Origin of the sequence: Actinomadura vinacea (genome assembly GCF_039532545.1) — a bacterium.
In the GTDB taxonomy this organism is placed as follows: Bacteria; Actinomycetota; Actinomycetes; order Streptosporangiales; family Streptosporangiaceae; genus Spirillospora; species Spirillospora vinacea.
In genome coordinates this window covers 95,471-117,749 of record NZ_BAAARW010000005.1, presented here as the reverse complement: position 1 = coordinate 117,749, position 22,279 = coordinate 95,471, and the positions used below count along the sequence as shown (strand labels likewise).

Below are 22,279 nucleotides of genomic sequence, written 5' to 3'. Positions count from 1 at the left end.
CTGCTCCACCTAGATGGCCTTGCCGAACGTGCGGTGCGGGGACTCCTTGACCACGGGCGCGGGGTCGCCGAACCACTCGGCCTCGCGGATGGCCTTCATCGCCGCCTTGCGCTGCTCGGGGTCCATCCGGTCGATGAAGACGATCCCGTCCAGATGGTCGGTCTCGTGCTGGACGCAGCGGGCCAGCAGGTGGGTGCCCTCCAGCGTGATCGGCTCCCCGTGCATGTTGAAGCCCTTGGCGACGGCCCGCACGGCGCGGGGCGTGGGGAAGGCCAGCCCTGGCAGGGACAGGCAGCCCTCGTCGTCGGTCTCCAGCTCGTCGGACAGGTCGAGGGTCGGGTTGACCACGTGCCCGAGCCGGTCGTCGACGTAGTAGGTGAACACGCGCAGGCCGACGCCGAGCTGCGGCGCCGCCAGGCCCGCGCCGGGCGCGTCGATCATCGTGTCGGTCAGGTCCTTGACGAGCTGCCGCAGTTCCTTGTCGAAGTCCTTGACGGGCTCGGCCGGGGTGCGCAGCACGGGGTCGCCGAACAGGCGAATGGGCTTGACGGCCAACGAGGACTCCGTTTCCTGTCCTGTAACTCACTGGTCCCTGCGAATCGGGTGCCCAGTCTACGAAGGGGCGCGCACTGACCGGGCCTTGTACGCCGCGGTGCGGGCCGTCTTGGCGATCTCCCGGTCCGGGTGGTGGTCGCCCAGGGCGCGCAGGACCTCCTCGACGTCGGGGTGGTCGGCGCGCCACATCTCCTCGACCATGCCGGACAGGTCGGCCCCGGCCGGGGCGTCCGCCAGGGCGGCGGCCACCGCGTCCGCCGGATCGGCGGTCTCCAGCATGCCGGCGACGGTGTCGATGAACAGCCAGAGGTAGTCGTCCCGGTCCAGGCCCGTGTTGTCCGGGCCCGTGTTGTCCGGGCCCGTGTTGTCCGGGGCTGTGCTGTCCGGGCCGTCGCGGTCGGCGGTGAGGCGTTCCAGCCACAGCGCGGCGTACGGGCGGACGGGCCGCTCCGCGCCGACCTCGCGCACCGCGTCCGCGGCCTCGGGGCCGACGCGCTGCAGCACGGCGGCGGCCAGGTTGCGGGCGCCCGGGCCGCCGGTGCGCATGACCTCCAGCAGGTCGCGGGCGGCGGTGCCGGCGTCGCGGCCGGCCAGCCAGCCGTCGATCTCCTCGTCGGCGGTGTCCTGCCGGTGCCAGGTGAGCCCGGCGACCAGCTCGGCCGCGGGGGCGCCGGCCAGCTCGCCGACGACGGGCGCGGCGAAACCGTCGGCCAGCAGCAGTTCCCGCACGCCCCACACGCCCAGCGGCGTGAGCGCGTATCCCGAGCCCTCCTGGACGGGGCGGACGACGTCCCACCGGACGAGATCGTCGATCTCCAGCGCCAGCGCCTCCTCGACGGCGGCGGCCAGGTCGAGCCCGTCGGCGGCCTCGTAGGCCTCGGCGACGTGCTCGGCCAGCGCGGCGGCCAGCTCCGCGCGCGGCGAGGGCCCCTCCTGCTCGTAGAGGTGGATGAGGACGCCGGTCAGCTCGTTCTGCACGAGCCGCACGGCGTCCAGGCCGTCCTCCGGGTCGTGCTCGGGCACCGCCACGCCGTCGAACAACCGCAGCCACGTCTCCAGCACGTCCTCATCGCCCGGGACGCCGTCGCCTTCCTCGCCGGGGGCGGGCAGCCTGGGCAGGGCGGGGCCGGGGCCGGCGCGACCGTCCTCCGCCGTGATCACCTCGGCCTCGACCGCGGCCCACCAGAGCCGGTCCAGCTCGGGCAGGTCACCCAGGTCGTGCACGGTGCCGGAACGGCGCGGCACGGGCAGGTCGAGGGCCTCGACGGCGGCGCTCGCCTCCGCGGCCGCCGGTTCGCCGTACTCGTCGACCGCCCTGCCGTCCCCGGTCCAGGCGGCCAGCGCGCGGATCTGCGCGGCCAGGCCCGAGGCCCGGGCGGCCGCGGCCAGGTCGGCGGCAGGGGCCAGCCGCACTGGCGGGACGACGCGTTCCCCGGCCTCGCGCAGATACTGCTCGGTACGGGCGTACCGCTGCTCCTCGGGCAGGGCCTCGAACTCCCGCACCCACCGCGAGACCGCCTCCTGGTCGTCGACCGGGACGCCCTCGGCGAGCATCATCCCGGTGAGGAGCTCGGCGGCGGCCTGCCGCTCGGCGGTGTCGGCGGCGGCGACGGCCTCGGCGAACTCGGGGGCGAGGGCGTCCAGCTCGGCCTCCAGCGCGTCGGCGGCGCCGTCCTCGACGGCCCCGGTGTCGCGCAGGAAGACCAGCAGCCGGCGGATCGCGTCGAGAACGGCCGGGGCCTCGTCCGCGCTCGCGACCACCGCGTCGGGGAACACCTCCAGCAGCAGCTCGCGCAGCAGCGGCGGGGTGAGCCCCGCGAGCCCGGGGAGCTCCAGCTCCGCGCGGGCGAGGTCGAGCAGGAGCAGCGCACCCTCTACGTCCGCGGCGCCGTCGATCGCGCGGCGGTCCGCCCAGCGCCGGAAATCCCCGGCGACCTCGTCCACCCAGTTGTCGGCCACCCGGAGAACCCTAGTGCTCGAACGCGCCGGAAGTGGCCCGCTCAGATGAGTTCGAGCGGGTCGATCTGCACGCGCACGGTCTCCGGCGCCTTACGGGCGCTGCGCACGCCCTGGGCCTCCTGCAACGCCTTCGCCAGGGCGGCCCCGGCGGGACGCGGCACGCGCACGAGCGCACGCTCCTTCTCGGCGCCCTCGCCTTCCTGCGCGGGGCCCTTGGCGCCCACGGCCACCGGCACGGGGCCGAGGACCTCTGCCCCTCCCGGCAGCCGCGCGTGGGAGAGCAGCTCCCGGATGGCCGCAGGCGTGCCCGTCAGGGAGGCCATGCGGACGGCAGGAGGAAAACCGACCTCCCTGCGCTCGGCCAACTCGCGTTCGGCGTAAGTGACCGGATCCCAGCGGACGAGGGCCTGCGCAGGGGGAAGCGCCCCGTCGGCCGAGACGACCACGGGCGCGGAGGGCCGCACCAGCGCGGCGGCGTTCATCCAGCGGCGCAGCGTCTCCTCCCCCGCCCGCAGGTCGGCGCGGCCCAGCAGCACCCAGCCGTCCAGCAGCAGCGCCGCCGCGTAACCGCCGCCTTCGGCGACCGGCTCCGCACCTGGCGTGGACACCACCAGAGCCCGCTCCTCGCCGATCCGGTCCAGCACGGCGTCCCGGCCAGAGGTCCGTACGAGTACCCCCGGAAAGGCCCTGCCGAGCTCCTCGGCCGTACGGCGGGCCCCCACGACCACGGCGCGGACCTGCCGAAAGCCGCACTCGGGGCACGCCCAATCACCCGCTATACGGCCGCACCAGCGGCAGTAGGGCGCCGCATGGGCCGACGTCAACGACAGCGGCCCCTGGCACGCCCCGCACCGGGCCGGGCCACGGCAACGGCCGCACGCGAGCCCCGGCAGGTAGCCGCGCCGAGGGACCTGCACCAGAACCGGCCCATGCTCAAGCGCCTGCCGCGCCGTCTGGAACGCCATATGGGTGAGCCTTGCCGTGCGCGCGGCGCCGTCACGCGACAGTTCGACGTCATCCCCCACAGGCCGCACGCGCGGCATCGTCGCACGTACCCGAAGCCGATCCGCAGCCAAGGCGTGTGCCCACCCCGTCTCCACCAGGACGGTCGCTTCCGTCGTACGCGTGAAGCCCCCGATCAGCGCGCCCGCCCCGGCCCTGTGCGCGCGCAGAGCCAGCACCTCGCGCGGGTGCGGGTAGGGGGCGTGCGGCTCGGCGTGCACATCGTCGCCGTCGTCCCACAGGACGACCAGGCCCAGGTCCTCGACGGGGGCGAACATCGCAGCCCGCGTACCGACGACCGCCCGCGCCGTGCCCCTGCGGATGGCGAGCCAACGCCGGTAGCGCTCGGCAGGGCCCACTTCCGCGGTGAGGGCGACATGCCTGCCCGTCCCCAACTCTTCGCCGAGGGCCTCGTCGACACGGGCGACGTCCCCGCCATCGGCCATGACCACGAGCGCGCCCCGTCCGCCCTTGAGCGCGACAGCCACGGCCCGTGCGATCGCCCTCGTCCAGGCGGGGCCGGGCAAGGCGGTCCACACGGCACGCGGGGCGCGCCCTTCTGCGAGGGCCTTCAGGAACGACGGCCCCGCCGGATACTCCTCCCACGGCCCGGGCCCGTCCACGGCGATCTCCCCGTCGGGCGCCTCGGGCGCGGGCTCGGCCTCGACGCGCGCGTGCCGGGGCGGTACGGCCAGCCGCAGCACGTCCGCGAACGTACCGGCGTAACGGTCGGCCACCTCCCGCGCCAGGGCGGCGACCTCCGAAGACAGGACGGGCTCGGACGAGGTTACGCGCTCCAGGAACGACAGCCGGCCCTCGTGCTCGCTCTCGGCCACCCGCTCCAGGACCAGGCCGTCCACGAGCTGCCCCGCGAACCGGACCCGCACCCGGCAGCCCGGCACGGCCTTCTCGTCCAGCTCTGCGGGCACCTGGTAGTCGAAGGGACGGTCGAGGTGCGGCAAGGACATGTCCACGGCGACGCGCGCGACGGGCAGGTGCTCGGCGGGCCGGCGGGCCCCCTTCTTCCCTTTGCCCGCCTTCTTGGCGGCCGTGGCGGTGCCCTTCCCGGCCTTGACGGGCGCGCGCGGCACGTCCCCCAGGCCCGGGATCAGCTCCGTTTCGCCGCCCTCGTTCGTCACGCCACCCGTCCTACCAGATGCCGGCGACACCGCCTCTCGCCCGCGCACGGAAACCCGCTCGCACCGCCGACGCGCGCATCGCTAGGGTGCCGGCTGGTGGGTCGTAGCGCAGAGGTCGTCGCGCCCGGAACCCCCTTCCGGGAGGACGCCGGTTCGATTCCGGCCGACCCACCACCCGCTCCCGCACCGCCTGGCCGATCACCGGCTTCGACCGCCCCGCCGGCCGGCCCAGCGCCCGCAACATCGCATACCCGCGCCGCTGCGGCAGCCCCAACGCCACGCACGCGTCCTTCACCGGCACACCCGCATCGACCAGCCGCGTCAGCCGCTCGCCATGCGCCGCCAACTCCTCCGCAAACGACACGGTCGTCGCAACTCCTCAAATCGAGGTGTTGCGACGACCGCGTGAACCCAAGACGTACCCCGAGGCCCTTTCCAGTGTTGCGGGACGGTCAGAGGCCGGCGGCCTTGGCCAGGTCGGCGGCGCGGTCGGTGGACTCCCAGGAGAAGTCCGGCTCGGGACGGCCGAAGTGCCCGTAGGCGGCGGTTTGCGAGTAGATCGGGCGCAGCAGGTCCAGATCGCGGACGATCGCGGCCGGGCGCAGGTCGAACACCTCCAGCACCGCCTCCTGGATCTTGGCGGCGGGCACCTTCTCGGTGCCGAAGGTCTCCACGAACACGCCCACCGGGTGCGCCTTGCCGATCGCGTAGGCGACCTGCACCTCGGCGCGGTCGGCCAGCTCGGCCGCCACGATGTTCTTGGCCACCCAGCGCATCGCGTACGCGGCGGACCGGTCGACCTTGGACGGGTCCTTGCCGGAGAACGCGCCGCCGCCGTGCCGGGCCATGCCGCCGTAGGTGTCCACGATGATCTTGCGGCCGGTCAGCCCGGCGTCGCCCATCGGCCCGCCGATCTCGAACCGCCCGGTGGGGTTGACCAGCAGCCGGTACCCGTCGGTGTCCAGGTCGAGGCCGGCCAGCACCGGGTCGACCACGTGCTCCTTGACGTCGGGGGTCAGCAGTTCCTTGAGGTCGATGTCGGGGGCGTGCTGGGACGACACCACCACGGTGTCGAGCCGCACCCCGCGGTCGCCGTCGTACTCGATGGTGACCTGGGTCTTGCCGTCGGGGCGCAGGTAGGGCACCTTGCCCTGCTTGCGGACCTCCGACAGCCGCTGCGCCAGCCGGTGCGCCAGGGTGATCGGCAGCGGCATCAGCTCGGGCGTCTCGTTGGTGGCGTAGCCGAACATCAGGCCCTGGTCGCCGGCGCCCTGCCGGTCGAGGTCGTCGCCCTGCTTGTCGCGGTCGTCGCCCTCGCGGTTCTCGTAGGCGTCGTCGACGCCCTGCGCGATGTCGGGCGACTGCGCCCCGATCGATACCGACACGCCGCAGGAGTGCCCGTCGAAGCCCTTCTTGGACGAGTCGTAGCCGATCTCAAGGATCTTCTCGCGGATCACCCCGGGGATGTCCACGTAGGTCTCGGTGGTCACCTCGCCGGCGACGTGCACCTGGCCGGTGGTGATCATGGTCTCGACGGCGACCCGGCTGGTGGGGTCGTCCTTGAGCATCGCATCGAGGATCGCGTCGCTGATCTGGTCCGCAATCTTGTCCGGGTGTCCTTCGGTGACGGACTCGGAGGTGAACAGGCGGCGAGACACGTTACGTGAACTCCTTGCAGCGGCTGCTGACTGACGTCGCAGAAACGGACTTGTGGATGTGGCCTCCGGCGGGAAACGCCGTCCCGCGCGGGCGGAACCGTCTCGGCCATGGCACGACCGGCCGGGCGCGACCGGCTGACCGACTCGACTCGGCTTATTCCGCCGAAGTCTATCGGGAACGGCCCCGAGGCAACGTATACCCAACCCTCCGACCGGTGCATCCTCGGACTTCCGGCCGGACCGCATACCGGGAGCAGGGGCTTCACCCCAGGGGAAGCGGCTCCAGCCGAGCGACGACGAGGTCCCAGACGACCTCGGCCAGCGCCTCCTTGGCACCCCGCGGCACCTCGGTGGCGGTGCCGTCGGCACCGAGCACCACGGCCTCGTTGTCCGGCAGGCCGAAGGTCAGGTCCTCCCCGACCTGGTTGACCACGAGCAGGTCGCAGCCCTTGCGGGCGAGCTTGTCGCGGCCGTTGGCCAGCACGTCGTCGGTCTCGGCGGCGAATCCCACGACCACCTGGCCGGCCGGGCGGCGCGCCGCGAGCTCGGCGAGGATGTCGGGGTTCTTGGCCAGGGCGATGGGCTCGGGCTCGACACCCGCGGCCTTCTTGATCTTGGAGCCCTGGTAGCCGACGGGGCGGAAGTCGGCGACCGCGGCGGCCATCACCACCGCGTCGGCCTCGCCGCCCGGGTGCGGGCCGCCGCCCTGCACGGCCTCCAGGACGGCCTTGCGCATCTCCTCGGCGGAACCGACCCGCACCACCCGGGCACCGGCCGGGTCGGGCAGCGCCGAATTGGCCGACACCAGCGTGACGCGGGCGCCGCGGGCCACCGCCGTACGGGCCAGGGCGTACCCCTGCATGCCGGAGGACCGGTTGCCGATGAAGCGCACCGGGTCGATGGGCTCACGGGTGCCGCCGGCCGAGACGACCACGTGCCGCCCGGCCAGATCGCGGCCCTCGGCGCGTCCCGCCGCGGACCGGGCCAGGACGTGCCGGGCGACCTCGAACAGCTCGGCGGGCTCGGGCAGCCGGCCGGGGCCGGTGTCCTTGCCGGTGAGCCGGCCCGCGGCCGGTTCGACGACGATCGCGCCGCGGGACCGCAGGGTGGCCACGTTCGCCTGGGTGGCCGGGTGCTCCCACATCTCGGTGTGCATCGCCGGGGCGAACACCACCGGGCAGCGCGCCGTCAGCAGCGTGTTGGTCAGCAGGTCGTCGGCCAGCCCGTGCGCCGCCCTGGCCAGCAGGTCGGCGGTGGCGGGGGCGACGAACACCAGGTCGGCGCCCTGGCCGAGGCGCACGTGCGGCACCTCGGAGACGCCCGTCCACACCTCGGGCGACACCGGATGGCCCGACAGCGCGGCCCACGTGGGCTCGCCCACGAAGCGCAGCGCGTCGGCCGTGGGCACCACGCGCACGTCATGGCCGGACTCGGTGAGCCGCCGCAGCAGCTCGCACACCTTGTACGCGGCGATGCCCGCGCCCACGCCGAGGACGACGCGCGGCTGGGAGGAGCTCATCTCTTTATGATCGCATTCCCGGCGCTCATGTGATCAGGCCGCCCCCCCGCTCACGGGGATCGCTCTCCCGTCCGGTCGCGGCCGACCTTAGCCCCGCGGGGCGGCCCCCCGGGGCGTCGAACACCCCCGGGGGGTTCCAGGGGATCCCCCTGGAACAACAACAAGATCCAAGGGGCCCGGCGAAGACGCCCGGAGCGCGTCGAGCACGCCCCCTCCCGGGGGTTCCAGGGGGTCGCCCCCCTGGAACAACACAAGATCCGAGGAACCGGCGAAGACGCACCGGAGGGCGTCGAGCATGCCTCGGCTCCTCGGGTCGGCCTCAGCCTTCGATCGGCTCGGCGTTGAGCAGGCCCTCGCGCGTCTCGCGCAGCGCGATCGACAGCGGCTTCTCCTGGACCTGCGTCTCGACGAGCGGGCCGACGTACTCCAGCAGGCCCTCGCCGAGCTGGGCGTAGTAGGCGTTGATCTGCCGGGCGCGCTTGGCCGCGATGCTCACGAGGCCGTACTTGGTGTCGACGACCTCGAGAAGCTCGTCGATCGACGGGTTGGTGATGCCTTCGCTGCTGGCTGCCACTCCGTGGCCTTCCATTCGATGTCTGGCGTCGCGACCTCTCCGCCGGGCGGCGGGCGTCGCGTTGATGGACAACCATCAAGGTTAGCAGCTCATCGCACATCTCTTGGACGGAGGTGTGGACGAGGGTGACGCCGGGGAGTCCGGGTGACCGCCGGGACCGGCGGGTGATCTCCAGGAGCACCGGCTCGCCGTGGGCGAGCCGGTCCTCCCCCTCGGCGACGAGCCGGTCGGAACCGGCGTCGTCGACGAAGAAGCACTGCGTCCCCGCGGGTCTCGCCCGGCCGGGGGCCGGGTGGTCACCGAGACCGACAGCCTCACCTCTGGTGGGCCCGCCGGATCTCGGCGACGACCGTGCGCCGACCGGCGCCCGACGGCCCGGACAGGACCGTCAGCCGCCGCACGCGCACGTCCCGCGGGAGGGAGCCGTCCGGCACAGGAATGGGTGTGCCGGAATCGGACGGGATGGAGCCGGCCGGCCGGAAACGCACCTGACCGGCCGCGGCGGATGCCCCGCCGCGCCCGCCCATGAGTCGCCGATCAGCGGTTCGCACCGCCGCCGAACTCACGCTCCAGGGAAGCGCGCTGGTTGGCACCGAGCCCCCGCACACGGCGGGACTCGGCGATGCCGAGGCGCTCCATGATCTGCTTGGCACGGACCTTGCCCACACTGGGCAGCGATTCCAGGAGGGCCGACACCTTCATCTTTCCGATGACGTCGTCGGTCTGCCCCTCCTTGAGGACTTCGGCAAGCGAGAGCCCCCCGTGCTTGAGCTTGTTCTTAACCTCGGCCCGCTCCTTGCGGGCCTTGGCAGCCTTCTCCAGGGCTGCGGCGCGCTGTTCGGGGGTTAGGGGCGGAAGAGCCACGCCGGGTCACCTCAGGTTTCCACTCGACGGAGTCGGACGGGTGTGGAAACTAGCGACTTCACTGCCCATAAGGCAACGTGAAGTGCCGTTTAGCCCGCCACAAAATCACGAATATCACTCCTTGAAGTGACCTCAATACACAGTGTACTCAACTCGGCCGTCCGAGACGGCCATCCGCCCGCCTTGCTGGGACTATTGCCTGATCGTGAAAAACCGCCCGCGAGGGCCCCGATTGTGTCATCCGTCACCCGATTTCACCCCCCTAGCGGCCTAGTTGATCATCAGAGGGCCATCGGACGGTCACACTGAGCACGCTCGGCGCCTTCCCGTGGCTGGTCGGGACACCGCTCGGGGAGCGCGCCGGGGGCGCGATCGACGGACTGGAACGCGCAGAACGTGACCCTTGTCACGCCCGGTCCGTATTCACCATTTTCGGTCGGCCGAACCTGGATGCTGATCTTGCGGGCCGGGTGTGCGCACCGCTCGCGCGACTTTGGCACGCGACAATTGGCACGATTCAAATGTCGGGCGGACTTCGCCCGTCGAACATCGCGCGGTGAACTTCGAACGCCCGGATTCACGGGGCGCCGGCGGCGACCCGGCGAAGCGCGGCGGCGATCCCGGCCGCCGCCGCGCCCGGGTCCGCGGCGCCGGTGATGGGGCGGCCGATCACCAGCAGGTCGGCGCCGGCCGCCAGCGCCGCCTCCGGCGTGGCGACCCGCGCCTGGTCCTGCGTCGCGGCCCCCGACGGGCGCACCCCGGGCGTGATCAGCGTGATGTCCGGGCCGACCTCCGCGCGCACCGCGGCCGCCTCCCGCGGCGAGCACACCAGCGCCTGCGCGCCCGCGTCCACCGCGAGCGCCGCCAGCCGGCGCACCGCGTCGGAGGCGGGACCGGCGACGCCGAGCGCGTCCAGGTCGCCGTCGCCGAGCGAGGTGAGGACCGTCACGGCCGTGACGCGGGTGGCCGGGGCCGCCTCCACCGCGGCGCGGATCATGGCCGGGCCGCCGGCCGCGTGCACGGTGAGGAAGGCCGGCCGCAGCCGGGCCACGGCACGGGCGGCGCCCGCGACGGTGGCCGGGATGTCGTGCAGCTTGAGGTCCAGGAAGACCTGGACGCCGCTGGCGCCCCGCACGCTGGCCACGACGTCGGGGCCGTACCGCAGGTAGAGCTCCAGCCCGACCTTGACGGTGCTGACGTGCGGGGTGACCTGGGTGGCCCAGCGGGCGGCGGTCTCCAGGTCGGGGGCGTCCAGGGCGACGGCGATGGGAGCGGGTGAGACGGTCACTGGAGCTTCTCCTTCAATTCCCCGGACCGGCCGGCGCCGGGCCGGAGAGCGGCTCAGAGGCGTACTCGGAGCCTGCTCGGGGGTCGGGGTCCCGATCAGGCTCCGTGGCCGGTACGGGCGGCTCGGGCAGCACCTGGGGCGGTACGAAGCCGGCGGGCTTGTGGGCCAGGCCCACGACGTCGCCGATCCGGCCGATGCTGCGGACGGCCAGCGCCTCGTCCAGCTCCCGCAGGATGCGCGGCACGGCCATCGGATCGTGGAACAGGGTGGTGCCCACGGCCACGGCGGACGCGCCCGCCAGGACGAACTCCAGCGCGTCCAGGCCGCTGCTCACCCCGCCCACCCCGATGATCGGGACGCCGGGCAGCGCGGCGTGCACCTGGTAGACGCAGCGCAGCGCGAGCGGGCGGAGCGCCGGCCCCGACAGGCCGCCCGACACGCCGGTGAGGGCGGGCCGCAGCGTCCCGGTGTCGATCGCCATGCCCTCCAGGGTGTTGATCAGGGTGAGGCCCTCGGCGCCCGCGTCCACGCACGCCAGGGCGATGGTGACGATGTCGGTGACGTCGGGGGCGAGCTTGGCCAGCACCGGCACGCCGGGCCGCGCGTGCGCCTTGACCGCCCGCACCACCGAGGCGGCGGCGCCGGGGTGCCAGGCGAACATCCGGCCCCGGTCCTCGACGTTGGGGCAGGCGACGTTCACCTCGATCGCGGCGATCCCCGGGACGCCGCGCAACCGCCGGGCCAGCTCCCCGAACTCCTCCACGCTGTTGCCCGCGACCGACACGATCGTGTGCACGTCCTGCTCGGCCAGCCAGGGCAGATCGCGTTCCAGGAAGCCCTCGATGCCCGGCCCGGGCAGGCCCATGGCGGTGAGCAGGCCGCTGGGCGTCTCGGCCATCCGCGGCGTGGGACGGCCCGCCCGCGGCTGCGTCATCACCGACGTGGTGACGAACGCCCCCAGCCGGTCGAGGTCGAAGAACTGGGCCAGCTCCCGCCCCGTGCCGCCGCAGCCGGCCGCGGTCAGCACGGGATTGGGCAGTTCCAGCGCCCCCAGGCGGGTCCCCAGCCGCGCGGTGTTCATCGCGTTCACCGGTTGCCGCCTTCCGTGAGGCTGAGGGCGCGGGGGGCGCCCAGGGCGTCGAAGGGGATCGTGCCGAGGTCGCCCCAGCGGACGCGGTCGCCGCGCAGGACGGGCCCGTCGGCGCAGGCGCGCACCATGCGGGTCACGCCGTCGTCGCCGTGCATCGGGAGCATGCACGTCATGCAGACCCCGATGCCGCAGGCGCCCGTCTCCTGGAGGAAGGACTCCACCGACACCTGGGAGGGCAGGCCGTACTCGCCCGCGACCTGGGTCACCGAACGCAGCAGCGGCGTCGGGCCGCAGGCGTACACCACGTCGGCGCCGGTCTCCTGGATGACGCGGGGCAGCACGTCGCGGATCGCGGCCTCCTCCCCGAGCGAGCCGTCCTCGGTCGTGACGGTCGCCGAGTCGCCGATGCGCCGGGCCATCCGGGACCCGAAGACCTGCCCGGCGGACGGACCGCCGAGCACGAAGTGCACCCGGCAGTCGCGCCGATGCAGCGTGTCGGCCAGCGCGAACAGGGCCGCTCCCCCGGGGCCGCCGCCGATCAGCAGGCAGCTCACGGGGTCCCTGGGGAGCCGGAACGGGCGGCCGAGCGGGCCGACGAGGTCGAGCTGGTCGCGGGAGCGGCGGGACGCCAGCCACGCGGTGCCCGGCTCCCGGTCGGCGAAGACGAGCTCGACCGTCCCGCCGTAGTCCGACTTGACCTCGTACACCCCGAAGCACCGGCGGACCAGGCGGCCGGTGTGCTCGCCGCCGACCGCCAGCGCCACGAACTGCCCCGGGCGGAACCGCTCGGCGATCGCCGGGGCCACCAGCGTCAGCGCGTGGTAGTCCTGCACCTGGCGGACCGTCAGTACGGTCGCCGACGTCTGCACCGGGGTGTCGGACACCAGTCTCCCTCTCGTCGTCCTGCCGTGCGCTCCCGGCGGCTACCCCCGGCCGTGCGCGCCGCGCAGCCGCTCGGCGTGCTCCTGCAGCGACCTGACCCCGACATGGCCGCCCGCGATGGCCTCGACGCCCTGCACGGCCGCGGCGAGCCCCTGCACGGTCGTCACGCACGGGACGCCGCGCAGCACGGCCGCCGTGCGGATCTCGTAGCCGTCCAGCCGCGGCCCCGACTGGCCGGGCCCGCCGAACGGAGTATTGACGATGAGGTCCACCTCCCCGTCGAGGACGCGCCGCACGATGGTGGGTTCGCCGTCGGGGCCGGGCCCTTCGCTGTGCTTGCGCACGATCTTGGCACGCACGCCGTTGCGGCGCAGGACCTCGGCGGTCCCCTCCGTGGCAAGGATCTCAAAACCCAGGTCGGCCAGCCGCTTGACGGGGAAGATCATGTGCCGCTTGTCCCGGTTCGCGACGGAGACGAACGCGCGGCCCTTGGTCGGCAGAATCCCGTAGGCGGCCTGCTGCGACTTGGCGTAGGCGGTGCCGAACACCTCGTCGATGCCCATGACCTCGCCGGTCGAGCGCATCTCCGGGCCGAGGATGGTGTCGACGCCCTGCCCCTGGGCGTTGCGGAACCGGTCGAACGGCAGTACCGCCTCCTTCACCGCGATCGGCGCGTCCAGCGGGAGCGTGCCGCCGTCGCCCTCGGCCGGCAGCAGCCCCTCGGCGCGCAGTTCGGCGATGGTCGCGCCGAGCATCACCCGGGCCGCCGCCTTGGCCAGCGGCACCGCGGTCGCCTTGGACACGAACGGGACGGTGCGGGACGCGCGCGGGTTGGCCTCCAGGACGTACAGGACGCCAGCCGACAGCGCGTACTGGACGTTCATGAGCCCGCGCACGCCGATGCCGCGGGCCAGCGCCTCGGTCGCCTCGCGGATCCGCCGCACGTCCTCGTGGCCGAGGGTGATCGGCGGGAGCGCGCACGCCGAGTCGCCGGAGTGGATCCCGGCCTCCTCGATGTGCTCCATGACGCCGCCGAGGTAGAGGTCCGCGCCGTCGAAGAGGGCGTCCACGTCGATCTCGATGGCCTCGTCCAGGAACCGGTCGACCAGCACCGGATGCTCGGGGGACGCCTCGGTCGCCTTGGCCATGTACGACTCCAGCGTGACGTCGTCGTACACGATCTCCATGCCGCGCCCGCCGAGCACGTACGAGGGCCGCACCAGGACCGGGTAGCCGATCTCGGCGGCGATCTCGCGGGCCTCCTCGTAGGACGAGGCGGTGCCGTGCTTGGGCGCGGTCAGCCCGGCGCGGTGCAGGACGCGGCCGAACGCGCCGCGCTCCTCGGCCAGGTGGATGCTCTCGGGCGAGGTGCCGACGATCGGGACGCCGGCGTCCTTGAGCTTCTGCGCCAGGCCCAGCGGGGTCTGCCCGCCCAGCTGGACGATCACCCCGGCGACGGTGCCGGTCCGCTGCTCGGCGTGCACCACCTCCAGGACGTCCTCCAGCGTGAGCGGCTCGAAGTACAGCCGGCCGGAGGTGTCGTAGTCGGTGGAGACGGTCTCGGGGTTGCAGTTGACCATGACGGTCTCGTAGCCCGCCTCGGCCAGCGTGAACGAGGCGTGCACGCAGGAGTAGTCGAACTCCACGCCCTGCCCGATCCGGTTCGGGCCGGACCCCAGGATGATCACCTTGGCCCGGTCGCCGGGCGGGACCTCGGTCTCCTCGTCGTAGGCGGAGTAGAGGTAGGGGGTGCGGGCGGCGAACTCGGCGGCGCAGGTGTCGACGGTGAGGTAGACGGGCCGGAGGCCGAGGGCGTGCCGCAGTTCCCGGACCACCTCCTCCGACAGGTTGCGCAGCCCGCCGATCTGGGCGTCGGAGAAGCCGTGCCGCTTGGCCCGCAGCAGCTTGCCGCGGGTGAGCGCGTCCTCGGCGGTGCGGATCTCGTCGGCGATCTCGTTGATCGCGGTGAGCTGGTCCAGGAACCAGGGGTCGATGCCGGTGGCCTCGTACAGCTCCTGGACGGTCGCGCCGGCCCACAGGGCCCGCTGGACGGCGCGGATCCGCCCGTCGTGCGGGCGGGCCGCCCGCTCCACCCAGGCGGCGGCGTCGCCCGGCCCGCCGTCCCAGGAGAAGGATGAGCCCTTCTGCTCCAGCGAGCGCAGCGCCTTCTGCAGCGCCTCGGTGAAGTTGCGGCCGATCGCCATGGCCTCGCCCACCGACTTCATGTGGGTGGTGAGCGTGCCGTCGGCGCCGGGGAACTTCTCGAAGGCGAACCGCGGCACCTTGACCACCACGTAGTCGAGGGTCGGCTCGAAGGAGGCCGGGGTCTCGGCGGTGATGTCGTTGGGGATCTCGTCCAGGGTGTAGCCGACCGCCAGCCGGGCCGCGATCTTGGCGATCGGGAAGCCGGTGGCCTTGGACGCCAGCGCCGACGACCGCGACACCCGCGGGTTCATCTCGATCACGATCATCCGGCCGGTGCCGGGCTGCACCGCGAACTGGATGTTGCAGCCGCCGGTGTCGACGCCGACCTCGCGGATCACCGCGATCGCCACGTCCCGCATGTTCTGGTACTCGCGGTCGGTCAGCGTCATCGCGGGCGCGACCGTGATCGAGTCGCCGGTGTGCACGCCCATCGGGTCGAGGTTCTCGATGGAGCACACGATGACCACGTTGTCGGCGCGGTCCCGCATGACCTCCAGCTCGTACTCCTTCCAGCCGAGGATCGACTCCTCCAGGAGCACCTCGCTGGTCGGGGACGCGTCCAGCCCGGTGCCGGCGATGCGGCGCAGGTCGTCCTCGCCGTGCGCGAACCCGGACCCGGCGCCGCCCATGGTGAACGAGGGCCGCACCACGACCGGGTAGCCCAGCTCGCCGGCGGCGGCCAGCACCTCGTCCATGGTGCGGCAGATGCGCGAGCGGGCGGACTCGGCGTTCAGGCCGTGCTCGGCGGCGACCTTGGCCACGACCTCCTTGAACCGCTCGCGGTCCTCGCCGGCCTGGATCGCGGCCACGTCGGCGCCGATCAGCTCGACGCCGTACCTGTCCAGCACGCCGCTCTCGTACAGCGCGATCGCGGTGTTGAGGGCGGTCTGGCCGCCCAGGGTGGGCAGCAGCGCGTCCGGCCGCTCCTTGGCGATGATCTTCTCGACCACCTCGGGGGTGATCGGCTCGACGTAGGTGGCGTCGGCGAACTCCGGATCGGTCATGATCGTGGCCGGGTTGCTGTTGACCAGCACCACCCGCAGCCCCTCGGCCCTGAGCACCCGGCACGCCTGGGTGCCGGAGTAGTCGAACTCGCAGGCCTGGCCGATCACGATCGGCCCGGAGCCGATCACCAGGACGGAATTCAGATCTTGGCGGCGTGGCATTACTCCGCGCCCTCCTCACGACCGTCCGAGCGCCCGGAGGGCGGTCGTGAGTCTTCGTCGGGGGGTGTGGGGGGTCGTCCCCCCACAGTGATAGGCGACCCCTGCATCAGCTCGCAGAAGCGGTCGAACAGGTCCGAGGCGTCGTGCGGCCCGGCCGCGGCCTCGGGGTGGTACTGGACGCTGAACGCCGGGCGGTCGAGCAGCCGCAGCCCCTCGACGCAGCCGTCGTTCAGGTTGACGTGGCTGACCTCGGCGCGGCCGTAGGGGGTGTCGAACGGCCCGTCGGCCGGCGCGTCCACGGCGAACCCGTGGTTGTGCGCGGAGACGTCCACCTTCCCGGTCGCGCGGTCCTGGACGGGCTGGTTGATGCCGCGGTGCCCGAACCTCAGCTTGTAGGTGCCCAGGCTGAGCGCCCGTCCGAAGATCTGGTTGCCGAAGCAGATCCCGAAGAACGGCCTGCCCGCGTCCAGGACGCCGCGCAGCGCCTCGACGGCGTGGTCGGCGGCGGCGGGGTCGCCGGGGCCGTTGGAGAAGAAGACGCCGTCGGGGTTCAGGGCCAGGATGTCGGCGGCCGTGCTGGACGCGGGCAGCACGTGCACCTCGCAGCCGCGCTCGGCCATCCGGTACGGCGTCATCGCCTTGATGCCCAGGTCGACGGCCGCGACGGTGAAGCGCCGCTCGCCGTGCGCCGCGACCACGTAGGGCTCCGTCGTGGACACGTCGCCGGCCAGGTCGGCGCCCTCCATCGACGGGCCGGCCAGCACCTTCTCCAGCAGTTCCGCCTCGGGGACCGCGGCGGCGGCGCCGCTGAAGATCCCGGCGCGCATCGCGCCCCGGTCGCGCAGGTGCCGGGTGAGCGCGCGGGTGCCGGGGATCGCGATGCCCACGATCCCCTGCTCGCGCAGCGCCGACCCCAGCGAGCCGGTGGCCCGCCAGCTGGACGCCACGCGGGCGGGCTCGCGGACCACGTACCCGGCGACCTGGATGCGGCTGGACTCGGGGTCCTCCTCGTTCACGCCGGTGTTGCCGATGTGCGGCGCCGTCATCGCGACGATCTGCCGGGCGTAGGACGGGTCGGTCAGGGTCTCCTGGTAGCCGGTCATGCCGGTGTTGAAGACCATCTCCCCGAAGGTCTCTCCCTCGGCCCCGTACCCGACACCGCGGAATATCCGCCCGTCCTCGAGGACGAGCAGGGCTGAAGTCGGGCTCATTGCAGCTTCCCCTCGAGGACGGTGGCCGTGCCGCGCAGGAACGTGGCGACCACGCGGCCCGGCAGCTCCAGGCCGGTGTACGGCGTGTTGCGGCTCTTGGAGGTCATGGCCATCGGGTCCACGGAACGGCGCGGGGACGGGTCGTACAGCGTGATGTTGGCGGGCGCGCCGGGCTCCAGGGGGCGGCCTTGGGCGGACAGCCGGCCGATCCGGGCCGGGCGGTACGACATCCGGTCGGCCACGCCCGCCCAGTCGAGGAGGCCGGTGTCGACCATCGCCTCCTGCACCACCGGCAGCGCGGTCTCCAGGCCGATCATGCCCATCGCGGCCACGGCCCACTCGGTCTCCTTGGCCTCGACCGGGTGCGGGGCGTGGTCGGTGGCGACGCAGTCGATGGTGCCGTCGGCCAGCGCCCGGCGCAGCGCGGTCACGTCGTCGGCGGTGCGCAGCGGCGGGTTGACCTTGTAGATCGGGTCGTAGGTCTCGGCGCGGGCGTCGGTCAGCAGCAGGTGGTGCGGGGTGACCTCCGCGGTGACCCGGCAGCCCCTGCTCTTGGCCCAGCGGATGATCTCCACCGAGCCGGCCGTGGACACGTGGCAGACGTGCAGCCGGGAGCCGACGTGCTGGGCCAGCAGCACGTCCCGGGCGATGATCGCCTCCTCGGCCACCGCGGGCCAGCCGCCCAGGCCGAGCCGGGCGGACATCTCGCCCTCGTTCATCTGCGCGCCCTCGGTCAGCCGCGGCTCCTGCGCGTGCTGGGCGACCACGCCGTCGAACGCCTTCACGTACTCCAGCGCGCGCCGCATGATCACCGCGTCGGAGACGCAGTGGCCGTCGTCGGAGAACACCCGCACCTCGGCGGCCGAGTCGGCCATCGCGCCCAGCTCGGCCAGCTGCTCGCCGCGGATGCCGCGGGTGACCGCGCCGACCGGCTGCACGTCGCAGTACCCGGCCTCGCGGCCCAGCCGCCACACCTGCTCGACCACGCCGGCGGTATCGGCGACCGGGTCGGTGTTGGCCATCGCGTGCACGGCGGTGAATCCGCCCATCGCCGCGGCCCGGGTGCCGGACTCGACGGTCTCGGCGTCCTCCCGGCCCGGCTCGCGCAGGTGGGTGTGCAGGTCGACCAGGCCGGGCAGCGCGACCAGGCCGTCGGCCGGGACGGTCTCCGCGCCCGCGGCGTCCAGCCCGGCGCCGATCTCGGCGATCTCGCCGTCCCGGACCAGGATGTCGGCGGGCTCCCCGCCCAGGATCCGGGCCCCCCTGATGATGTACGTGCGGCTCATGCTTCGGAGATTTCCTTTCCGATGGCGGGCTCGGATCCGCCTAGCAGCAGGTAGAGGACGGCCATGCGGGCGCTCACGCCGTTGGCGACCTGCTCGACGATGGTGGAGCGGACCGAGTCGGCGACCTCGGCCGCGATCTCGACGCCGCGGTTCATCGGGCCCGGGTGCATGACGATGGCGTCGTCGGCCATCCGCGCCATCCGCTCGCCGTCCAGGCCGTACCGGCGGCTGTACTCGCGCACGGTCGGGAAGTAGGCGGCGTTCATCCGCTCGGCCTGCACCCGCAGCATCATGACCACGTCGCTCTTGGGCAGCACCGCGTCCAGGTCGTAGGACACCGCGCACGGCCAGGTGTCGACCGCCACCGGCAGCAGCGTGGGCGGTGCGACCAGGGTGACCTCGGCGCCCAGGGTGTTCAGCAGCAGCACGTTGGACCGCGCCACCCGGCTGTGCAGGACGTCGCCGACGATGGTGATCCTGCGGCCGTCCAGCGCGCCCAGCCGGCGCCGCATGGTGAAGGCGTCCAGCAGCGCCTGGGTGGGGTGCTCGTGGGTGCCGTCGCCGGCGTTGACCACGCTGCCGCGCACCCAGCCGGCCAGCCGGTGCGGCGCGCCGGACGCGCCGTGCCGGATCACCACGCCGTCGGCGCCCATCGCCTCCAGGGTGAGCGCGGTGTCCTTCAGGCTCTCGCCCTTGGACACGCTGGACCCCTTGGCGGAGAAATTGATCACATCGGCGGACAGCCGCTTGGCGGCGGCCTCGAACGAGATCCGGGTCCGGGTGGAGTCCTCGAAGAACAGGTTGACCACGGTGCGGCCGCGCAGCGTCGGCAGCTTCTTGATGGAGGAGCGGCCCGACACCTGGTCGAGCTCCTCCGCGGTGTCCAGGATCAGCAGGGCGTCGTCCCTGCTCAGGTCGGCCGCCGAGATCAGATGCCGGTTCACTCGCGCTCCTCCCCCGCCGGGCCGAGCATGACCGCCTCGCGGGCGTCGTTCTCGTCCAGCAGCACCTTCACGGTCTCGCGCATCGAGGTGGGCAGGTTCTTGCCCACGTAGTCGGCGCGGATCGGGACCTCGCGGTGCCCGCGGTCGACCAGGACGGCGAGCTGGACGGCGCGCGGCCGGCCCAGGTCGTTGAGGGCGTCCAGCGCGGCCCGCACGGTGCGGCCGGAGAACAGCACGTCGTCGACCAGCACCACGATCCGGTCCTCCACGCCCTCGGGCGGCAGCTCGGTGCGGCCCAGGGCGCGGGCGGGCTTCAACCGCAGGTCGTCGCGGTACATCGTCGCATCGAGCGATCCGCACGGGACGCGGCGGCCCTCGACCTGTTCCAGCTGGGCGGCCAGCCGGTGGGCGAGCGTCACGCCGCGGGTCTGGATGCCGAGCAGGACGACGTCGTCGCCGCCCTTGGTGCGCTCGAGGATCTCGTGCGCGATCCGGGTGAGGGCGCGCCGGATGTCGGGGCGCTCCAGGACGGCCTTCTGCGCGGCGGCCTGCGCCGCGGCACCGGCGTCCGCCGGATCGCGTGCGGGGTCGCCGCGGCGGGCATCACCGTCCGCCACGCGCGCCTGGGCCGGGCGGTCCGGTGTGGAGGGGACATTCGAGGCAGCATTCACCGCCGGAACCTCCTTTCCCGCCTCACGGGACGGGCTTTAAAGGACGTCTTGTCCGTCTCACCGTAGCAGGACCGGATCGCTGCCCCGTCCCCGGACCGAACCGCGTCTTAGCAGGTGAGAGGCGTCACATCGGACGGCGCGCGGACGGCGCGCGGACGGGGTGCGGGCGGCGCGCCGGCCGGCCCAAGATCGGGACGCAACGGATGAGACGGATGAGACACGACATCTCTGGCCGTTCCGTACGATCCGGACGGCCCAGATCGAGACCTGCGGATTCGACCGCTTTTTTCCAATCGGCTTGACCTGAGGCCGTCCCCGTTTTACCGTCACTGTCCGTAACCATCCCTGGAGACAGAGCTTTAAGGCATCACAGCCCGAAGGACCTGACTCCCCCCGGGAACCCACCCGGGGCCCGACCACAACGACGATAGTGAGCCTGGGGGCCGCAAAATGCCGTCTGAATACGCGAAGGCTCTCGGTGCGCGCCTGCGCGCCATCCGCACTCAGCAGGGCCTGTCCCTGCACGGTGTGGAAGAGAAGTCCCGAGGCCGCTGGAAGGCCGTCGTCGTGGGTTCGTACGAGCGGGGCGACCGCGCCGTCACCGTTCAGAAGCTGGCCGAGCTCGCCGATTTCTACGGCGTGCCGGTCTCCGAGTTGTTGCCCGGCGGAGCCGCGCCGAGCCCGCTCGGGCCAACGCCGAAGCTCGTGATCGACCTCGAGCGGCTGCAGCAGCTTCCGAAGGACAAGGCCGGTCCCCTCGCCCGTTACGCCGCGACGATCCAGAGCCAGCGGGGCGACTACAACGGAAAGGTTTTGTCCATCCGTCAAGAGGACCTGCGTTCACTCGCGGTCATCTATGACAAGTCTCCGACCGAGCTGACCGAAGAGCTCATCACCTGGGGCGTCCTCGACCCCGAGGCGCGCCGGGCCGTCGAGTCCTTCTGACCGGTCGGACCGCCCGTCGGCGACCCGCGTAGCGATCGCCTAGCGGGGCCTTGGACGCGACACTCTCCGGTGACCCTTCCGGCGTCGCGCCCAAGGCCCCGTCTGCGTTCCCCACCGCCCCTCAGCCGGTCCCTCGGGCCGCTCCGCCGTCCGGAGCCCCGATGATCAGTGCCCTGCCCCTGAGCGCCGCCTGAGAGACGGCAGGGCCGGGCCTGCCGGCGGCGGTCGCGCTCAGGCGGTGGAAGCCGCCGGCCGCCGGATCGGACGCCATCAAGATCACCGCGACCCGCGGCCCCGGCCCGGGGCGGCGGGCCGGGCAAGTTTCCTCGCGCGTCCTCTCTTATGCGCCGACCCGCCATTCCCTGAATCGGTTACCAGGCGTTTACCGGAACGCCGGTCGGGCGTTTCCGTGTGGTCATCGGAAACGCGCTGCCGGGTCGTCCGCTATCGCAGTCTGGCGGTGTCCCGGGGAAGCACCACCTGGCCGGTGACGAATTCGCTCCAGAGGCCGAACTTCGTTTTCGTGCCGGGCCGGGCCGCGGTCTCGACGAAGCCCACCGGCCGGCCGTTCACCATGCGGGTGGCGCCGAACGACAGCTCGAAACGGGCGGTGCCCTGGCGCTCCTCCGGCGGGACGGCGGTGGGCGGCACGATCTCGTCCAGCGTCCAGCGGTGGTCCCGCCGGTACGGCGCGGAGGCCCGCTCGAAGGTCTGCTCCAGGAGCACCCCGCCCGCCGGGATGACGACCAGCGCCCCGCGCAGCCGGCCGACCATGGCGTTGAAGACCAGGACCTCCTGCCGCTCGCCCGTCGTGAGGGTGCCGCGGCCCGAACCGATCTGCGAGCCGGGCGGGCACGCCCGCACGCCCTTCTCCCTGATCAGCTCGGCCGTGCAGGTCGGGAACGCCTGCGGGTTGAAGCGGATCGAGCGGTCGAACAGGAACACGAAACGGCGCGCGCCGGCCTGGACCGAGCCGTCGGCGGTCCGGCTCCGGCGGTCGAACGCCACGGTGACGCTGCGGCCCTCGCCGCGGGTGGCGGTGACGTCGAGCGAGTCCAGGTTCTCCGGGCCGGGGACGTCCGGCTCGTACGGACGCTGCGGCCCGCCCGGCGCCGGGTCGGGCGGGGCTCCGGCGTCCGCCGCGGCCGCCGGGACGGTCCCCGCGAGGGCGGTGGTGAGGGCGGCCGCGGCGAGCCCGATCCGGGCGGCGGAATGGGCGACGGAATGGACGGCGGAACGGTCGGCAGGGCGCATATTCTCCTCCGTTGTCGGCTGCGAGACGGTTCCACTTGATCAACACATGCCGAAAGCGGAGATAAAA

The 22,279-nt window shown here is 73.1% G+C and carries 17 protein-coding genes and 1 pseudogene; 2 read left to right on the top strand and 16 right to left on the bottom strand.

Features of this window, described 5'->3' with window-relative positions; genetic code table 11:
* Positions 1-9: 9 nt before the first annotated feature.
* The 3 genes from def to ABD340_RS07095 are packed head-to-tail and all read right to left on the bottom strand — an operon-like array spanning position 10 to position 4,655.
* The gene (gene def, locus ABD340_RS07105) at positions 10-555 is read right to left on the bottom strand and encodes a peptide deformylase (RefSeq protein WP_344587752.1); all 546 of its coding nucleotides are present in this window, start codon (positions 553-555) and stop codon (positions 10-12) included.
* A gap of 57 nt (positions 556-612) precedes the next feature.
* A complete protein-coding gene (locus ABD340_RS07100) occupies positions 613-2,514 on the bottom strand; it encodes a hypothetical protein (RefSeq protein ID WP_344587751.1) in 1,902 nt (633 codons plus the stop codon).
* A 41-nt stretch (positions 2,515-2,555) separates the two neighbouring features.
* The gene (locus tag ABD340_RS07095) at positions 2,556-4,655 is read right to left on the bottom strand and encodes a primosomal protein N' (RefSeq protein WP_344587750.1); all 2,100 of its coding nucleotides are present in this window, start codon (positions 4,653-4,655) and stop codon (positions 2,556-2,558) included.
* A gap of 98 nt (positions 4,656-4,753) precedes the next feature.
* On the opposite strand from ABD340_RS07095, the pseudogene ABD340_RS07090 reads away from it, so the two are divergent.
* Positions 4,754-4,829 (top strand): annotated as a pseudogene (locus ABD340_RS07090).
* Positions 4,830-5,107: 278 nt separating this feature from the next.
* On the opposite strand, the gene metK reads toward ABD340_RS07090, so the two are convergent.
* The 12 genes from metK to pyrR all read right to left on the bottom strand — a co-directional run bounded on the left by metK (position 5,108) and on the right by pyrR (position 19,959).
* Positions 5,108-6,313, bottom strand: a complete 1,206-nt coding sequence (gene metK, locus ABD340_RS07085; protein ID WP_344587749.1) for a methionine adenosyltransferase — start codon at positions 6,311-6,313, stop codon at positions 5,108-5,110.
* Positions 6,314-6,575: 262 nt separating this feature from the next.
* On the bottom strand, positions 6,576-7,832 hold the full coding sequence (gene coaBC / locus ABD340_RS07080) for a bifunctional phosphopantothenoylcysteine decarboxylase/phosphopantothenate--cysteine ligase CoaBC (RefSeq protein WP_344587748.1): 1,257 nt from the start codon (positions 7,830-7,832) through the stop codon (positions 6,576-6,578).
* A 319-nt stretch (positions 7,833-8,151) separates the two neighbouring features.
* A complete protein-coding gene (gene rpoZ / locus ABD340_RS07075; RefSeq protein ID WP_192761463.1) occupies positions 8,152-8,421 on the bottom strand; it encodes a DNA-directed RNA polymerase subunit omega in 270 nt (89 codons plus the stop codon).
* 522 nt (positions 8,422-8,943) lie between these two features.
* Positions 8,944-9,270 carry an integration host factor, actinobacterial type gene (gene mihF, locus ABD340_RS07065; RefSeq protein ID WP_344587747.1) on the bottom strand — a complete coding sequence of 109 codons (327 nt, stop codon included), beginning with the start codon at positions 9,268-9,270 and terminating at the stop codon, positions 8,944-8,946.
* A gap of 577 nt (positions 9,271-9,847) precedes the next feature.
* The gene (pyrF, locus tag ABD340_RS07060) at positions 9,848-10,558 is read right to left on the bottom strand and encodes an orotidine-5'-phosphate decarboxylase (RefSeq protein ID WP_344587746.1); all 711 of its coding nucleotides are present in this window, start codon (positions 10,556-10,558) and stop codon (positions 9,848-9,850) included.
* Between the two features lie 13 nt (positions 10,559-10,571).
* Positions 10,572-11,639 carry a dihydroorotate dehydrogenase gene (locus ABD340_RS07055; protein WP_344588084.1) on the bottom strand — a complete coding sequence of 356 codons (1,068 nt, stop codon included), beginning with the start codon at positions 11,637-11,639 and terminating at the stop codon, positions 10,572-10,574.
* A gap of 5 nt (positions 11,640-11,644) precedes the next feature.
* On the bottom strand, positions 11,645-12,532 hold the full coding sequence (locus ABD340_RS07050) for an iron-sulfur cluster-binding protein (protein WP_344587745.1): 888 nt from the start codon (positions 12,530-12,532) through the stop codon (positions 11,645-11,647).
* Between the two features lie 39 nt (positions 12,533-12,571).
* On the bottom strand, positions 12,572-15,901 hold the full coding sequence (gene carB, locus ABD340_RS07045; RefSeq protein ID WP_344587743.1) for a carbamoyl-phosphate synthase large subunit: 3,330 nt from the start codon (positions 15,899-15,901) through the stop codon (positions 12,572-12,574).
* Positions 15,901-17,112 carry a glutamine-hydrolyzing carbamoyl-phosphate synthase small subunit gene (carA, locus tag ABD340_RS07040; protein ID WP_344587742.1) on the bottom strand — a complete coding sequence of 404 codons (1,212 nt, stop codon included), beginning with the start codon at positions 17,110-17,112 and terminating at the stop codon, positions 15,901-15,903. The genes carB and carA overlap by 1 nt, the downstream gene beginning before the upstream one ends.
* Complete coding sequence (locus ABD340_RS07035; RefSeq protein WP_344587741.1) at positions 17,109-18,398, bottom strand: dihydroorotase; 1,290 nt, start codon at positions 18,396-18,398, stop codon at positions 17,109-17,111. Before ABD340_RS07035 ends, carA begins: the two co-directional genes overlap by 4 nt.
* Entirely contained in the window at positions 18,395-19,342 is a 948-nt protein-coding gene (locus tag ABD340_RS07030) for an aspartate carbamoyltransferase catalytic subunit (RefSeq protein ID WP_344587740.1), read from the bottom strand. Before ABD340_RS07030 ends, ABD340_RS07035 begins: the two co-directional genes overlap by 4 nt.
* Entirely contained in the window at positions 19,339-19,959 is a 621-nt protein-coding gene (gene pyrR, locus ABD340_RS07025; protein WP_344587739.1) for a bifunctional pyr operon transcriptional regulator/uracil phosphoribosyltransferase PyrR, read from the bottom strand. Before pyrR ends, ABD340_RS07030 begins: the two co-directional genes overlap by 4 nt.
* 504 nt (positions 19,960-20,463) lie before the next feature.
* Between pyrR and bldD the strand changes: the two genes are divergently transcribed.
* Complete coding sequence (gene bldD, locus ABD340_RS07020; RefSeq protein WP_030145002.1) at positions 20,464-20,958, top strand: transcriptional regulator BldD; 495 nt, start codon at positions 20,464-20,466, stop codon at positions 20,956-20,958.
* 444 nt (positions 20,959-21,402) lie between these two features.
* Here the strand turns inward: bldD and ABD340_RS07015 are convergent, their stop codons facing one another.
* Positions 21,403-22,212, bottom strand: coding sequence for a hypothetical protein (locus ABD340_RS07015; protein ID WP_344587738.1), 810 nt, complete (start codon positions 22,210-22,212; stop codon positions 21,403-21,405).
* Positions 22,213-22,279: the final 67 nt, after the last annotated feature.

Coding starts and splice junctions, on each gene's coding strand:
- ABD340_RS07035 (WP_344587741.1), bottom strand. CDS start 18,398: ATGAGCCGCACGTACATCATCAGGGGGGCCCGGATCCTGGGCGGGGAG.
- carB (WP_344587743.1), bottom strand. CDS start 15,901: ATGCCACGCCGCCAAGATCTGAATTCCGTCCTGGTGATCGGCTCCGGG.
- rpoZ (WP_192761463.1), bottom strand. CDS start 8,421: ATGGAAGGCCACGGAGTGGCAGCCAGCAGCGAAGGCATCACCAACCCG.
- bldD (WP_030145002.1), top strand. CDS start 20,464: ATGCCGTCTGAATACGCGAAGGCTCTCGGTGCGCGCCTGCGCGCCATC.
- ABD340_RS07055 (WP_344588084.1), bottom strand. CDS start 11,639: ATGAACACCGCGCGGCTGGGGACCCGCCTGGGGGCGCTGGAACTGCCC.
- coaBC (WP_344587748.1), bottom strand. CDS start 7,832: ATGAGCTCCTCCCAGCCGCGCGTCGTCCTCGGCGTGGGCGCGGGCATC.
- ABD340_RS07015 (WP_344587738.1), bottom strand. CDS start 22,212: ATGCGCCCTGCCGACCGTTCCGCCGTCCATTCCGTCGCCCATTCCGCC.
- carA (WP_344587742.1), bottom strand. CDS start 17,112: ATGAGCCCGACTTCAGCCCTGCTCGTCCTCGAGGACGGGCGGATATTC.